The organism is Shewanella vaxholmensis (assembly GCF_031932135.1).
GTDB classification, from domain to species: domain Bacteria; phylum Pseudomonadota; class Gammaproteobacteria; order Enterobacterales; family Shewanellaceae; genus Shewanella; species Shewanella hafniensis.
In genome coordinates, this window is record NZ_JAUOEV010000014.1 from 14,752 (window position 1) to 30,168 (window position 15,417).

The window sequence follows — 15,417 nt, forward strand, 5'->3', positions numbered from 1 at the left end:
AATGTACTGCGAAGTTTGCTGACAAGTGTCGATGATAAATTTAATAAAAATCTGATAAAACAGAATACTAGCGAATCAAAATATGAAAAAAACTCTACTATCATCCGCCGTATTGCTCGGCCTTATCGCCAGTCATACGCCCTTGACTGCCATGGCAAACACCATCAGCGTCGCTGTTCAAACCATAGCGGGCCATAAGGGCAGCCAAGCACAGCCACTCATCTTTAATCAAGACAAACAGAGCGATAACACTATGTCTCACTGGCTCTTTGTCAGCGAACAGCAAGGACTGATGTTACAAACCGTTTCGATGACACAAACGCAGCAAGGCATGCAAACGACTGCACAAGCGCCCTTGCCTGCTGCGAGTTTACTGGTGCAAGGTGACTTTGAATTACTCGCCTTTAGCGATCCCTATGCCTTAACGCTCGATCGCAAAGCCGACCGCGTGCGACCTATTATGCTCAAAGAAATCAATGGCAAACCGACGACCAACATCTTGCCCTTGCTGCCCATGGGTCATTTCGAGATCAATTGGATCTGTATTCAGCCCCGCACTCAGGATGGCAATGTCTACGCGTGGTTTGGCGGTGAAAGTGGTAAGAGCGAGCAGTGGCTATTGGGTAATGCCGCGCATTTCTCACCTAAGCTAATGCGCAGCCAATCGATTCCGGTTAACAGCACGGACTGCGCTATCGACGGCGACACGCTGTATGTCAGTGAGCCCGAAGCGGGTGTATGGCAGTTTGATGCCAGCTCGTTTGCCGATACCAGTGCTAAGCTCATCTTCCCCGCGCTCGATAATCACATCACCGGCTTAAACCTGCTGAACGCTCAATTGCTACTCAGTGATAAAAACGGCAAGGTGATGGACGACAAAGGCACTGAAATACTGAGTTTTAGCGCGCCATCGACAAAAACCAACGATAAAACCGAGCTAAAAGCGATAACCAAGGCACAGCGCTTAAGCCTTGCTGTAAACGCGAACACATCAGCCCAAGCAAAAACTGCGACGTTTGCTCTCTATGATGATAAAAACGACCGCTATCTTTTTGCTGAGCAAACCTTGTCACCAGCTTTGCCACAAGCCTTGACACAAGTGCCACCCCAAAAGTTACTCGCCACATCCTTGCCGAGTACTAACACAGCCGCCGATGCACAAGCGAGGCCAACAACAATTGCGGAAAATATTGTAGAAATCCCCGCTTGGGTTGAGAGCGCGCCATCCGATAGACCGGGCGATACCATGGATGATCCCGCCATTTGGGTGCATCCTACTGACCCCGAAAAAAGTCTGGTGCTTGGCACCAACAAACGTTGGGGTTTATTGAGTTTTAATATGAGCGGCGAGCAAGTTCAAGCGCTGCCATCGGGCAGGATCAACAATGTCGATCTGCGCCAACGGGTCAAACTTGGTGGAAAGTCACGTGATATTGCCGTTGCCACGCTGCGCGATGGTGACAAATTGGCATTTTATGAAATCGACGCCGCAGGCAAGATTACTGAATACCCAAATCAAGCAACCAACATGACGGATATTTACGGCATGTGTTTGTATCAAGACGAGCAAACCTTATACGTGTTCGCTAACGAGAAATCTGGCCGCATCGCCCAATATCGTGTTGATTGGAAACAAAATGGGCCAAGCATCACACTAGTGCGGGATATTCACACCCCAAGCCAAGTTGAAGGTTGTGTGGTCGATGAAGCGCAACATGCGCTGTTTATCGGTGAAGAGGATAAAGGCATTTGGCGCTTTAATGCCAAAGCAGATGCCAGTACAGAGGGCAAATTGATCATTAAGGCCGAAGGCGATTTAGTCGCCGATGTTGAAGGGATTTCTCTGTATCAAGGTGCGACCCTTAAAGGCAAAAAACAAGATTTGCTGGTGGTCTCAAGCCAAGGTAATAACAGTTATTTGCTTTATCAAGCAAGCGCGCCTTATACCCAAGTGGGGCGTTTCCGCATTGGGGTGAACTTAAACGGCATGGAGAATGGCCGCGAAACCAGCATAGACGGCGCTTCAGAAACCGATGGGCTGGCTGTCACGCATTTGCCCGTCGGCCATGGTGTTTGGCAACAGGGAATGCTGGTGGTACAGGATGGTCACAACCACTTACCCGATGCCAACCAAGCGTTTAAATGGTTACCTTGGAGCAGCATAGCCAAACAACTCGACATGCAATAGGGCCAATTTGCTGCTTGAAATGCCACTGCGAATAATGCGTTATGCAGGTAGCTATTTGCACTTAGCGGAACGCGAACGAAAATTAAAGGGGTTAACTATTTATGCAGGGAATATGCAAATTCAAAATAATAACCCCCGATAATTTGCTAACCAGCATTCAATAAATTGAATTATTAATCAAAAAAAGAGGTTAGCCGAGAACTACGGCTACCCTCTTTCGTTTACACCCGCCTAAATCGTCTATCACACAGTTAAAACAATAACTTCATTCAGGGCGACTAACATCGAATTAACTGCGCTTAGTACCCCAAGGATCGTTATCATCCGTCGATGGGCTTGGTCCTGAACGCTCAGTCATTCTTGAATCATTTCTTGAATCATGTCTGGGTTCGCTGCGACGCTGTGAGCTGCTATTGGACGAACCATAGCCAGAACCCGTTCCCCGTCCACCCGCAGTTTTTTTGCCAGCGCCTTTACCCACGTCATTACCAAAGCGCTTGCCAGAATTTGGACGGCGGTTGCCCGCTTCGTACTCGGCGCTGGCTTTGGCTTGCATTTCAGCGATAGAGGCTAATGTTAGCTCCATCGGTTTACGCGGGACAATACCCGAGGCAAAACCACGTTCACGTGGCTTAAGATCAAACTGCTCACCGACGGCTTTAGGCATACGCTTGAATCGGTATAAGTAGAAGTTTTCCACTTTCTCCCGCGCCCATTCGGTCTTTTTGAGGAAAATGATACAGGCCTCAATGGTCGGGTTAGTGTTAAAGCAGCCTAGCTTTAATGCCGCGTATAAAATTTTCCAACCATAAAAATCGACTAACTCAGTGATCATTGTCTCGAGTTTAAGGCCGTGTAATGGGTTGTTCTGTTGCTCTTCTATCATGGGAATTCCAAATCCAGCCCAATTGGCTGATTTTAAGGTATTAGTTTACGGTATTGAGTGGTTAAACGAGTGACTTAATTCGCTACAAAACTCGCGACATTTAGGTCTTACAGTCCTAAAGCCTTCAAACTGAGCCATTAAATTTTAGCCGTAAAATCTGCTGCTCGACAAAACTGCTGGAATAATAACGGTAAATACGCTAAACGCCTTCTTTTATTTGCGCTAGCAAGGTTTGGCGTCGGCTTTAGTACAAAGAAATAATACCGCAAGCTGGCAGTTTAGCTCGGCATATCTGCGATATCATGCAAACAGCTATAAACTCACGCCTTCACCTATCCGCAAATAAACGCAACTGAAACGGCTCGATTTATCGCTGCGCATCACATACTTGCTCGCATATTTAGCCCTTAGTCTGTATACTCCGCGACCTTATTATCCCCACTTTACTATTTTGGCTTAGAGTGGGTGAAGCGCATGTTTCATTTTGAGGCTTGTTTGTCACAATCCCCGTTAGCAAATACCTAGGAAAGCTCCTTTGATCTCTACCGCGAACATCACGATGCAGTTTGGCCCAGAGCCATTGTTTGAAAACATTTCAGCGAAATTTGGCAATGGTCACCGCTATGGTTTGATCGGCGCGAATGGCTGTGGCAAATCGACCTTTATGAAGATCTTAAGCGGAGCGTTAGCGCCAACCTCTGGTAATGTGTCTATCACGCCCGGCTTAAAAGTCGGTACTCTGAGCCAAGATCAGTTCGCCTTTGAACAATACAGCGTTATCGATGCGGTGATCATGGGGGATGTTGCCCTGTGGAAAGTCAAACAGGAACGCGATGCCATATACGCCAATCCGAATATGACTGAAGAAGATGGCATGCGCGTTGGCGATCTTGAAAGTGAATTTGCCGAAATGGATGGTTACAGCGCTGAAAGTCGCGCCGGTGAAATTCTGCTCGAAGCGGGTATTGAAGAATCTTTCCATTACGGTCTAATGCAACAAGTGGCACCGGGCTGGAAATTGCGGGTCTTGTTAGCCCAAGCGCTATTTGCCAACCCAGATATTCTGCTGCTCGACGAACCTACCAACAACTTGGATATCCATACCATTAGCTGGTTAGAAACCGAGTTGAACAAACGTAAATGCACCATGATCATTATTTCCCATGATAGGCACTTCTTAAATGCCGTCTGTACCCACATGGCGGATATCGATTATGGCGAATTGCGCATTTACCCAGGTAACTACGAATACTTCCTCGCACAATCGGCATTACTGCGCGAACAATTATTGTCGGGTAACGCCAAGAAAAGTGCTGAAATCGAAGAGCTACAAGACTTCGTTAACCGCTTCGGTGCCAACGCATCTAAGGCAAAACAAGCCAGCTCGCGCGCGAAGAAAATGGACAAAATCAAGCTTGATGAAGTGAAATCATCAAGCCGTATCCACCCTTCTATTCGTTTCGATGCTGGCAAGAAAATGCATCGCCAAGCACTGATCCTTGAAGATTTGGCCCACGGGTTTGATGGTGAGCTGCTATTCGAAGGTGGCGACTTAATCCTCGAAGCCGGTGCAAAATTAGCGATTATCGGCGAAAACGGCGTGGGTAAAACCACTTTCCTACGCTGCTTAGTCAATGATCTAGAACACAATAAAGGCGTGATCAAGTGGTCAGAAAACGCATCAATCGGCTACTGCCCGCAAGACAGCAGTGACGAATTTGATAATGACTACACGCTGATGGATTGGATGTCACAGTGGCGCCAACCCAAGCATAACGATCTTATGGTACGCGCCATGTTAGGCCGTTTGCTGTTCACCGAAGATGATGCGAACAAGAAAGCGCGTAACTGTTCAGGCGGAGAGAAAAACCGCTTGTTATTCGGTAAGTTAATGATGCAAGACATCAACGTGCTGATCATGGATGAACCGACAAACCACATGGACATGGAAGCCATCGAAGCACTCAATAATGCATTGAAAGACTTTGAAGGCACTTTGATATTCGTCAGCCATGACCGTGAGTTTGTATCATCGCTCGCAACACGTATCATTGATATTAAAGATAAAAAAGTGATTAACTTCCAAGGTACCTTCGATGAGTACCTTTCAAGTCAAGCTGAAATGGAAGCAAGAAAAAGCGCGTAATGTTGTGCTTTGATAAACCTTAATCGGCTATGTCAGCTTGATTAAAAGAGTCGTCATTGGAGAACCTACTGACGACTTTTTATCGATATCTAAAGAGCGATATGATTGGTAAAACATGAAGTATTGCTGCTTTGGGCCTTGGATACACAGCTGTCTATTCGTTATCTAGAGTGCTATAATTCATGCACTTAATTGAGGTTGAACCGATGAAAACTAAATCAAAAAACACACAAGTGACTCAAAATCGACTCTATCGCGCTGTGGCCAGTTCAACCGCTATTGAGACGGGTAAAACTACGGCTGAAGTTGAAGCAAAATTGAAGGCCAAAAAAAGTCGTTTCAGTCATTTGACCTTAGCCTAAACTTCATTCGTTTTTAGCGCTGAGCACATCGTTTACCAAACGAGCCATATGTTGATAATCCCCACCCAACCCTGCTTGAATTGACTTAAAATAAAAATCTCTATGTTGTTCCCAAATCCCATAATCAAGTGGGAGATAACCCGCCTTTACAACCTATCAGCACAAGCACAGATATGGGCAGTAAGAAAATCGATTTCATCATCGAACCTCCAAAACTAGACACGTATTATCAATAAAAGTGAAATAATCCCTTTAGTAACTCTGTCATACCTTTCCTTTAAAAATAGATAATTAAGATTTTTTGAACTGAATTAACGCCACGTTTTCCAATCATGATCCAGTTGTTTAATACCATCAGGATAACGTGTAAATAGTTCATCGATTACTTTAGCTTGGCAGCGTTGCTCACTCAACTGCAGCAAAAGCTGCTTTAAGGTCACTCGACCTTGGCGAGTGCTAAAGAGGAAAGCCATAAAACTGTGAGCATGCTGGTATAACGCAGCTTGTTTTTGCCCCTGCCAATCATGGTCTGAAGCCGTTAATAGTTCACTCAATCCCATTGATAAAGAAATAGATTCGTCAACGATACGATATGAGTGACCTCGGCTGGAATTGTTTTGAATGATGGCATCATAACGATTATTTGTATCAATCGTTGCTAGAAAAGCGGGCGATTCAAAATATTCCGCCATGCCTTCATTAAACCAGCGCGGAGTATGACCAAATTGACCCGCATTAATGACATGAACGCTTTCGTGAATTGCAGTACGAAACGATTGAGCATCTTCTCTGTGCCAAACTGCGGCCAAATTATGCTGACTTGAATAAAATCCTTGGCTTGCACCTACCGTGGATGCGTACTGTCTTTTAAGTTTATTATAGGCAGTTAAATTGCCTCCAAGCATCAAGTTAACCTTAATGGGCTGTAGGGTGCGCTTGGGTAGATATTGACGATAAATTTGATCGATTTGATTGATAGTGCTGGTCAGTCGGTCCCTAAAAAATGGCGGTGGAGTACTGACTAAGGAATCAATGTTCAATTCGAAATTGTATTTAGGTTCAGTATATTGAGTTAACTTACTCTCAGCTGATGCATGATTTATATCAGAAAAATGAGTTATGCCATTCTCATCAACCCAAGTATAAACCTCCCCCACTTTTTGTTGTGCAATGCGTCCTTCTTGCACAGTCAACAAATCACAACCTAGGTACTGATCTTCACCATGATATTCATCTACTTGCTGCTTAATATTAGGCAGATCATTAACACGAGTCATTAATGGCATAGAGCTCGCTGAACACCATTGCCAATTCTGTTTTATACAAACTTGTTGCAACGGCTGAGCTAGCTCTGCAAATACTTGGGAAAACTCAACACGAAACCAACGACCATGATAATGATCAATCAGTAGCGCTAAAATCGCCATGATGAACAACATCAAAAAACTACGCTTAAATCGGCTATCCATCGCCCGTTTTCCTCAATATCTAAATTGCTGTGCTCGATAAGTCATTATCTGTCGCGTTAAAAGGCACAAAGGTCTTTTTATCGAGCCATAGAGGCGAGCGATTTTGTCCTGCAAGCTGATAAGCCCAAGTCGTAATGGCTTCAGAGCGATCACTCTCACAGACGAAATATCGGCTGAGTTCAGAGTGCAACGCTTGGCCATGCTGGATAATATTTTGCTCATACCAGTTATCTTTATGGTGCTGAGCGGCAAGATGATCGCGTTTATTGTTATTGCAACTGCTATGAGCGAGGACAAAATTATGCCCTAAATCATTAGGATATCGTGTCCAAGGAATAAAATGATCCACTTCGCCAGTTTCTTTTAATGACTTATGGCAATAGAAGCATTGGCCTTTTTGGATATCAAGTAGTACAGGTCTGGCGTGAGTGATCGTCTGTCGGTCACTGCCAAATAGAAACTCGCTTAAATTGCCTTTATTGCCAATAACGACCTGATTTGCGGGAAATTCGGCGACTTTCTGCACCCATTGAGTACGAGCCAATGACACCACTAAATCGTGAAATCGCCTGAAGCAAAATGCTATGCCCGGATTTAACTCAATGTAATTTTTCATTTTATCATGGGGATAAAGAAAACAATCTGCGCTTCGGGACAAAATTTGTAAGCGCCATAACGGACCCTCTTTAAAGGTAGCGCGTGTTTTACGCAATAAAGCTGGATAACTAAGATGCGCTTTTAACTGGGATAAACTGTTAACGCCTTGATTACGTAGCTCAATCAAACTGTTGATTAAGGCTGATTGCTTTCCATTATTTTGAAGTAGAACAAAATGCGCATTAACGGCACCAAAAGGTAAAGAGTGTTGCCAATAGAGTTCAATAAACTTTTCTACCAGCTCATCAATACTGATGGCGGTTCTCTGTTCAGGATCGGCATTAAGTATTAATGGCCGTTCGATGCAGACATCTGCGATCGCATGCAGTAAGGCAAATTTGTATGTTGCAACGAAATCACCCTCTACTAAAAGACGTTGTAAATAGCTAATAAATTCAACTTGTTTTCTCGCATCAATCGGCATTCAGTCGCTCCTGAATAATAACGCTTGCTTCAGGTGCATTTACGCTTGGCATCAGTTTGGATGTAAAAACTAGCGTCTGCCAATGCACTTGTGTGCGACCGAATTTGTCAGTCTCATCTTGGCTCGAATCTAAAAGTTGTAGCTGGCAATCTGCAGCCAATGTGAGCAGTTCATCAGCACTAACGGGGTGCATAACGCGCGCATCGGGGCTTGGACCATGGCGCAAACTGATGACTAAAAGTCCCGTTGAATTGAGTAAACGTGAGAGTGTTGCCAGTGCATGTGGGCGCTCAGAGGGAGATAAATGCATCCACACAGCGCTGAGTAAAATCAGATCGAACTGTTGTGCTAGGCCAACTACTTTTTGTAGCTGAGGTAAACTATCCTCAATCCAACGAACGGGTAGATCCCGCGTTAACACCTGCCCCATTTTCGCTAAAGCAATAGCAGGTTCGATTGCAAAAATTTGCGTCTCTTTGCCCTGTGCTTTTTTGGCTAAATAATGCACATCCCGCCCTGAGCCCGCTCCCACATCCAATATCGACAGTGTATTTTTGGCGAGTAGAGGTAAAAGATGATGTAACCAACTTGAATGCACTTCTTCAAAGGTTTTAGACAAATACTGTACCGCGAGTATTTCGGCGTGGTCATTATAAAATGCTATGCTCACTGACAACGATCCTTTTGCAACAAGTGATTGTTTTTAATGAGGCTAACTTATCACAATCGCTTTTGATACAAAATACACGTCATCATTATCCTGCTGTTTTACATAAAATATTTTACGTTTTTTCGTTTTATGCCACAACGCGAATATTGGCAATTTAAAAAGGAAGTCTATTTAGGGAGGCGACATCTCTACATTTCTCCGTCGTTTTTTTTGCAGTGGTTTACACTCTATTAGTCAGAGAGAAAATACGCGCAATTGATTGAATCTATTGCATCCTTCTGTGGAGAACAGAGTCAATTTTAGTATTAGTGTAAAAGGGTTTCATCGTCTCGGGCTGTGACGACATCGGGATAAAGGCCTATGGCTCAATCATTTAGGATATCTATTGCCTATGAGTTTTGAAGATTCGTTAGAGCAACTTAAACGACAGTTTTTACATGCACTGCCGGATAAAAAGAAACAAATCATTACCCTGTGGATTTCATTGCGTAAAAATTGGAATACACACATGTTGTCGGCTGTGTATCGTGAGGTGCATAACTTAAAAGGATCGAGCGAGACCTTTGGATTGTCGGATACCAAACACATAGTCGATAAACTTGAGTTGCAGCTTAAAGGGTTGCTCAATGCGCCAGCTCCCGAACTTCCTACTATCAAAGGCTTAGATACCCTCTTCCACCAGTTGTTGCAAAACAATATGCGCGGTCAACCGTCGCCGCCTGTGGTAGAGGCGCAAATGCAGCAAAGCCCCTATAAACCTGCTAAGGCGCGGCATGATCATCATATTGCCATCATAGAAGACGATGGTAATGTTGGCGCGATGATCACAAAGCAACTGCGAGAGTTCGGTTTTAGTGTGCAGCATTTTTTGAATTTCACGAGCTTTCTGGTGGTGCAAAATGAAACGCCCTTCGATCTTATTCTATTGGATTTAATTCTCCCCGATTGGACTGAAGAGGCCTTGTTCGAAGCCGCCACTGAGTTTGAAAAGAACAATACCCGAGTGTTTGTTTTATCCTCGCGCGGGGATTTTGACATGCGGTTGCTGGCCATTCGTGCCAATGTCAGCGAATATTTTGTCAAACCTGCGGAAACCACTTTATTGGTGCGCAAAATCCATCAATCTCTCAAGATGTCAGAGAAGCAGCCCTTGAAGGTGTTACTGGTGGATGATCAACAGTCTATGGTGGATTATTTTTCAAGCCTGTTACGCAGTCACGGTTTGATGGTGAAAGGGTTATCGAGCGCCGAGCAAGTTTTGCCTGCCCTTGAGCAGTTTGAGCCTGATTTGTTCATCTTTGATTTATACATGCCTGAGGTGAACGGGCTTGAACTGGCAAAGATGATACGCCAACTGGATAAATACACCTCTAGCCCAATTCTCGTGTTGAGCTCTGACGATACGATGCAGAATAAAGTCAGCATCATACAAGCGGGATCAGATGACTTAATTTCAAAGCAAACTGCGCCGAGCTTATTTGTCGCGCAAGTGATATCACGCGCCCAACGTGGCCATGATATTCGCAGTTCGGCAAGCCGCGACAGCTTAACAGGATTGTTAAACCATACCCAGATTCTGGTTGCCGCGAGGCGCTGCTATAACGTGGCGAGGCGAATTAACTCTCAGGTTTGTATCGCCATGTTCGATTTAGATCACTTCAAAAAAGTGAACGACACCTATGGCCATGCCGGCGGTGATAAGGTGTTGCTGGCCTTTGCCCATCTTCTACAACAGTCCTTACGGCAAACTGACTTTACCGGTCGCTATGGCGGCGAGGAATTTATGTTAGTGCTGCCAGATATGCAAAAACCACTGGCGATCGCTAAGTTAAATGCAATCCGCGAGAGCTTTAGCCATATCGTCTTTGTCGAAGATGGCGTCGAGTTTAAGGTGACGCTCAGCGGCGGTTTAGTGTTCTCGGACGAATGTGAGGAGTTTCAAGATTGTCTGTTACTGGCGGATAAGCACTTATACGAGGCGAAACGTTTAGGCCGAAATCAATTAGTGTTTTCACCAAGTGAGCAGGATTGAACGCCATTCACTCATCCGGTGCATGAGTCTGGCCGTAATGTCATTCGTTTGGCTCACCGCCATATTGATGATTACTTTTAAAGCACGTTAAAAGCAGCAATCACAGTGAGCTTAAATGGTTGATAAGCTTGCTCGGCATCTGCGACAACTCCACCACATAATCCACCGCGCGGCACTTTATCGCTTCCCTTGGCATACCAAATACCACACAACTTTGTTCATCTTGGGCAAAGGTGGTGACGCCTTTTTGATGCAGCGCCACCATACCTTCGGCGCCATCTTTGCCCATGCCGGTTAATATCATAGCGCTGATATTAGGCGCGGCGCATTGGGCCAGTGCATTAAACATCACATCGACCGACGGCCTGTGGCCACTGACCTTTTCATCTTGGGTTAATTTCACTTTGTAGCTGCCGCCCACTTTGATGATCTCAAGGTGATGATCGCCAGGGGCAACATAGGCATAACTGGGTAAGAGTCGCTCACCGTGCTCCGCTTCTTTAACAGTGATCCGTGACAGTCGATTTAAGCGTTCGGCAAAAGTGCGGGTAAAACCCGCTGGCATATGTTGGGTGATTACTATCGGTGGCATAGCCGCAGGTAAATGCTGTAACACATACAAAATGGCTTCGGTGCCGCCTGTAGAGGCGCCTATCGCAACTAGATGCTGGGTTAGGGTTGTATTGGCCAATACCGGCCGCTTACTCGACACTGGCCGAACTGGCTCAACAAATTTCTGCGGCTTGATGATGTTGGCTTTCGCGGCAGATTTGATCTTATCTAAAATCAAATCCTGATAATCATGGATACCTTGGGGAGAATCTAATTTGGGTTTAGGGATAAAATCCACCGCGCCTAAGGCCAAGGCATTAAAGGTCGCATCAGCGCCCTGCTCGGTTAACGAAGAAATCATCACTACCGCTGTGGGTCTGGCTTTCATCAAGCGGTCCAGAAAGGTTAAGCCATCCACTTTGGGCATTTCGATATCTAAGGTAATCACATCGGGGCGAAATTGATTCACCATATCCTTGGCCTCATAGGCATCGGCAGCTTGCCCAACCAGAGACAACTCAGGATCAGCCTCAATCATTTTACCGAGCAGGCTGCGCATCAGCGCGGAATCGTCAACAACGAGCACTTTGATCGTCATAACTTAATCACCAAATAGTTCAACGTCGCCGCCCGTGGGGAGATTACGAACCCGTAAGCGGTATTCACTTTCCCGGTCAAGAATGGTGCTGTTGTGCATGGTCTTAATTTTGCGCACTTTCACTTTGCCCGTATGGGGAAAGAAATACACCTTACGTGGATACACATCGAGTAAATCGGCGGCAATAATCGGGATATTTTCCGTATTAAGATATTCAATTACAAACTCAGCATTGCGCTCACCAATGTTATGCAGTGTAAAACCTTGCAACATGTTGCCGCCACCAAATACCTTTGCCTCAATTGCGCTTCGACGTGCACCGAGTTTTAGTAAGTCATTTAATAACAGTTCCATTGCATACACACCGTAGCGGGCAGAGTCGGCGAGCACCCCAGTGCTATTACTGTTATCGCTTGGTAATAAAAAGTGATTCATCCCGCCGATTTTGAGCTTAGGATCATACAAGCACACTGACACGCAGGAGCCAAGCACTGTCACTATCATGGTATTTTCACGGGTGGCAAAATATTCGCCGGGTAAGATCTTCACCGCATCGCAACCAAAATGACTATCATGGTAGCGATTCGGTTCTGTAACGGCATATTCGATATTAGGTTTTAGCACTCGAACTCCCTTTCGCTGCTCGATAAGTGGTCTGTCCAACCGCCGTTATAATCTGCGGAAACATATTAAAATTTTCCGAATGTCCCGCAATATAAAGTCCATCCTCACTCAGGGAGTTCATCATGTGCTTTAAAATGACTTCCTGGGTTTCTTTATCAAAATAAATCATCACATTTCGGCAAAAAATCACATCGATTGGCGTATTTAACGGCCAAAATGAGTCGAGTAAATTGATGCGGGTAAACTGGATCATCTGCCTTAGCTCTGGCACAACTCTGGCATTACCAAACTGAGCTCCTTTTCCTCGATGGAAGAATCGTTTTTTACGTATCTCACTGATCGCTTCAATTCTTTCTAGGGGATAAATACCTTGTTCGGCTTTATGCAGTACGCCACTATCGATATCGGAGGCAATGATCTCAATGGGGGTATTAAAGTTGCCAAAGTGTTCAGCCACTACCATAGCTATCGAATAAGGCTCTTCACCCGTACTACTGGCTGCGCACCAAATTCTTTTCGTATCAGGATGTTCCAATAAGTACTTCCTGAGAATCTCGAAATGATGTGGCTCCCTAAAAAATGCCGTCTGATTGGTGGTTAATGCGTTAATAAATTCTTGGTGTTCACTTTCCTGTGCGAGCAGATAGTCAAAGTACGCTGAAAAACCGGACAATTTCAGTGTCCGGATCCGCCGCACTAAACGGCTGTACACCATAGCATCCTTGCTATCGGCAAGTTTAATACCTGAAAACCGATACAGCGTCGTCCGCGCGGTATTAAAATGCGCCGTGGTATAGGCAAACTCCCGCTCCAACGATTTAAGCTCGCTCAATTAAAATTCTTCCCATTCATCATGATCCACTTTTTTCAATTTTGACATGGGCATTTTTGCTTTAACGGGCATACGAGCAACCGTCAGCGAGGTGGTGTTTGCCGTGAGCTTTTTCTTCTTTGTGGGCTGAACAACATGCGGCTGTTCATCGTCATCTACGCGGAAGCTGGCAACACTGTCTGATAATTGTTGCGCTTGAGATTGCATGCTTTCAGCAGCAGCGGCCGCTTCTTCAACCAAGGCAGCATTTTGCTGGGTCATTTCATCCATTTGCACCACAGCTTTGCTGATCTCATCGATGCCAAGTGCTTGTTCATTGGAAGCTGAGGCTATCTCCGCCATGATGTCGTTCACCCGTTTAATGGCGATGACGATTTCCTTCATGGTATCACCGGACTTACCGACGAGGCTGTTGCCGCTCTCGATTTTGGACACGGAATCTGAGATCAATGCCTTGATATCTTTAGCGGCATTGGCCGAACGTTGGGCTAAGCTGCGCACTTCTGATGCGACCACAGCAAAGCCGCGCCCTTGTTCTCCCGCCCGCGCGGCTTCAACGGCGGCATTAAGCGCTAAGATATTGGTTTGGAATGCAATACCATCGATAACACCAATGATGTCGGCAATCTTACGCGCCGATTCATTAATCGATGCCATGGTCTGTACCACTTGCTGGATAAGTTCACCACCGTCCACCGCGACTTCCGAAGCTTTGGAGGCTAAGGCATTGGCTTGACTGGCGTTATCTGCATTGAGTTTCACTGTACCTGTGAGCTCCTCCATGCTGGCCGAGGTTTGCTCTAGGCTCGAAGCTTGCTCTTCGGTGCGGCTGGATAAATCGGCGTTGCCTTGGGCTATTTCTGCCGAGGCGGTATTGATGGTATCCGCCGCTCGCTGGATATCTTGGATCATGAAGGATAGCTTTTCAGCCGTTTGATTTGAGTAATTTTTCAAATCATTAAAGGTGCCTTCATAGTCGTTATAAATGCGGGTGGTGAGATCGCCATCCGCGAGCGCCATTAGCACGCGCGCCACATCTTGTAGCCCACGGTCCGAGGTTTCAATTAGCGAATTTAAGTTGTTCGCCAGCATCAGGAAGAAGCCCTGTTTGCCGTCTGTGTCCGCCCTTTGGGAGAAATCTCCCGCTGCTGCTGCGGTCACAATGCGGGAAATTTCTTGCTCAGTTTGCACTTCAATAGTGCGGTCGAGCCATTCAACCACAGTCCCTAAACGCTCGCCTTCTTTAGACACTATGGGGCTAGCGGTTAAACGGAAATGGCAGCTAGCGACCTTAATCAGCGATTCATATTTGCGGTCTAATTTATCGAGTAAACTCGCCTGGTGGGCAGGATTGCGGTGGAAGATATCCATCGAACTACCGAGGATTTTATCCACGGAAAAGTGCGGTAAGGCTTGACGGATCTCACTTTCAGAATGGCGTAGCATAGTTTCGACCGAGCGATTCATATAAATGATCGTACGGTTAGCATCGGCTATCATAACGTTGGTACTGGTATTATTGAGCGCTTCAAGAATGCGTTGAGTTGCTCGTTCAGCTTCGATACTTTCGGTGCGATCTATCCACTCAACACCTGTGCCTAAGTGTTTATTTTCAGCCGTGATAATTGGCGTCAGAATCAACCTAAAGGTACGCTTGCCAATGGTGATTTGTGCAGTATGGGACTGAGTCAAACGTTCTAATAGATTTCGTTGATGCGCTGGATTTTTGTGGAAAATATCAATATTACTGCCGATCAGTTTAGCGACCGAAAATTGGGGTAACTCTTTACGAATATCGTCCTCGGCCTCTTGCAGCAAACGGACAACGGCTTTATTCGCATAGATGATATTGCGCTGACTGTCAGCAATCATGAAGCTATTGCCACTATTATCGAGTAGCTGAAAATAGCGCTGACGCTCTTCATCCCTTTGTTCACGCGCTTCATCATTGCCAAAAAATTTGAAGATACTCATTAT

Annotated in this window: 12 protein-coding genes; 4 read left to right on the forward strand and 8 right to left on the reverse strand. The window is 45.5% G+C overall.

Features of this window, described 5'->3' with window-relative positions:
• Positions 1-82 precede the first annotated feature (82 nt).
• Positions 83-2,188: a phytase gene (locus Q4Q46_RS13010; protein ID WP_311906147.1), complete on the forward strand. Its 2,106-nt coding sequence runs from the start codon at positions 83-85 to the stop codon at positions 2,186-2,188.
• Positions 2,189-2,477: 289 nt separating this feature from the next.
• On the opposite strand, the gene Q4Q46_RS13015 is transcribed toward Q4Q46_RS13010, so the two are convergent.
• Positions 2,478-3,074 carry a VF530 family protein gene (locus tag Q4Q46_RS13015; RefSeq protein ID WP_311906148.1) on the reverse strand — a complete coding sequence of 199 codons (597 nt, stop codon included), beginning with the start codon at positions 3,072-3,074 and terminating at the stop codon, positions 2,478-2,480.
• A 535-nt stretch (positions 3,075-3,609) separates the two neighbouring features.
• Here Q4Q46_RS13015 and Q4Q46_RS13020 point away from each other — a divergent pair.
• Together Q4Q46_RS13020 and Q4Q46_RS13025 are read left to right on the forward strand one after the other, a co-directional pair.
• Positions 3,610-5,220 (forward strand): ABC-F family ATPase, encoded by a 1,611-nt coding sequence (locus Q4Q46_RS13020; protein WP_106650538.1) that lies wholly within the window; start codon positions 3,610-3,612, stop codon positions 5,218-5,220.
• 206 nt (positions 5,221-5,426) lie between these two features.
• The gene (locus tag Q4Q46_RS13025) at positions 5,427-5,582 is read left to right on the forward strand and encodes a hypothetical protein (protein ID WP_173913200.1); all 156 of its coding nucleotides are present in this window, start codon (positions 5,427-5,429) and stop codon (positions 5,580-5,582) included.
• Positions 5,583-5,893: 311 nt separating this feature from the next.
• On the opposite strand, the gene Q4Q46_RS13030 is transcribed toward Q4Q46_RS13025, so the two are convergent.
• The 3 genes from Q4Q46_RS13030 to Q4Q46_RS13040 all read right to left on the reverse strand — a co-directional run bounded on the left by Q4Q46_RS13030 (position 5,894) and on the right by Q4Q46_RS13040 (position 8,802).
• Positions 5,894-7,009: a DUF1570 domain-containing protein gene (locus Q4Q46_RS13030; protein WP_311906149.1), complete on the reverse strand. Its 1,116-nt coding sequence runs from the start codon at positions 7,007-7,009 to the stop codon at positions 5,894-5,896.
• Between the two features lie 61 nt (positions 7,010-7,070).
• Positions 7,071-8,132: an HNH endonuclease gene (locus tag Q4Q46_RS13035; protein ID WP_311906150.1), complete on the reverse strand. Its 1,062-nt coding sequence runs from the start codon at positions 8,130-8,132 to the stop codon at positions 7,071-7,073.
• The gene (locus Q4Q46_RS13040) at positions 8,122-8,802 is read right to left on the reverse strand and encodes a class I SAM-dependent methyltransferase (RefSeq protein WP_311906151.1); all 681 of its coding nucleotides are present in this window, start codon (positions 8,800-8,802) and stop codon (positions 8,122-8,124) included. The genes Q4Q46_RS13035 and Q4Q46_RS13040 overlap by 11 nt, the downstream gene beginning before the upstream one ends.
• 391 nt (positions 8,803-9,193) lie before the next feature.
• Between Q4Q46_RS13040 and Q4Q46_RS13045 the strand changes: the two genes are divergently transcribed.
• A complete protein-coding gene (locus Q4Q46_RS13045; RefSeq protein ID WP_311906152.1) occupies positions 9,194-10,834 on the forward strand; it encodes a diguanylate cyclase in 1,641 nt (546 codons plus the stop codon).
• A gap of 100 nt (positions 10,835-10,934) precedes the next feature.
• Here the strand turns inward: Q4Q46_RS13045 and Q4Q46_RS13050 are convergent, their stop codons facing one another.
• Genes Q4Q46_RS13050 through Q4Q46_RS13065 form a run of 4 tightly spaced genes read right to left on the reverse strand, consistent with a single transcriptional unit; the run spans position 10,935 to position 15,414 of the window.
• On the reverse strand, positions 10,935-11,984 hold the full coding sequence (locus Q4Q46_RS13050) for a protein-glutamate methylesterase/protein-glutamine glutaminase (RefSeq protein ID WP_311906153.1): 1,050 nt from the start codon (positions 11,982-11,984) through the stop codon (positions 10,935-10,937).
• A gap of 3 nt (positions 11,985-11,987) precedes the next feature.
• Positions 11,988-12,608, reverse strand: a complete 621-nt coding sequence (gene cheD, locus Q4Q46_RS13055) for a chemoreceptor glutamine deamidase CheD (protein ID WP_311906154.1) — start codon at positions 12,606-12,608, stop codon at positions 11,988-11,990.
• Positions 12,595-13,440 carry a CheR family methyltransferase gene (locus Q4Q46_RS13060; RefSeq protein WP_311906155.1) on the reverse strand — a complete coding sequence of 282 codons (846 nt, stop codon included), beginning with the start codon at positions 13,438-13,440 and terminating at the stop codon, positions 12,595-12,597. The genes cheD and Q4Q46_RS13060 overlap by 14 nt, the downstream gene beginning before the upstream one ends.
• Positions 13,441-15,414: a methyl-accepting chemotaxis protein gene (locus Q4Q46_RS13065; protein ID WP_311906156.1), complete on the reverse strand. Its 1,974-nt coding sequence runs from the start codon at positions 15,412-15,414 to the stop codon at positions 13,441-13,443. It lies immediately after the preceding gene.
• Between the last annotated feature and the right edge of the window lie 3 nt (positions 15,415-15,417).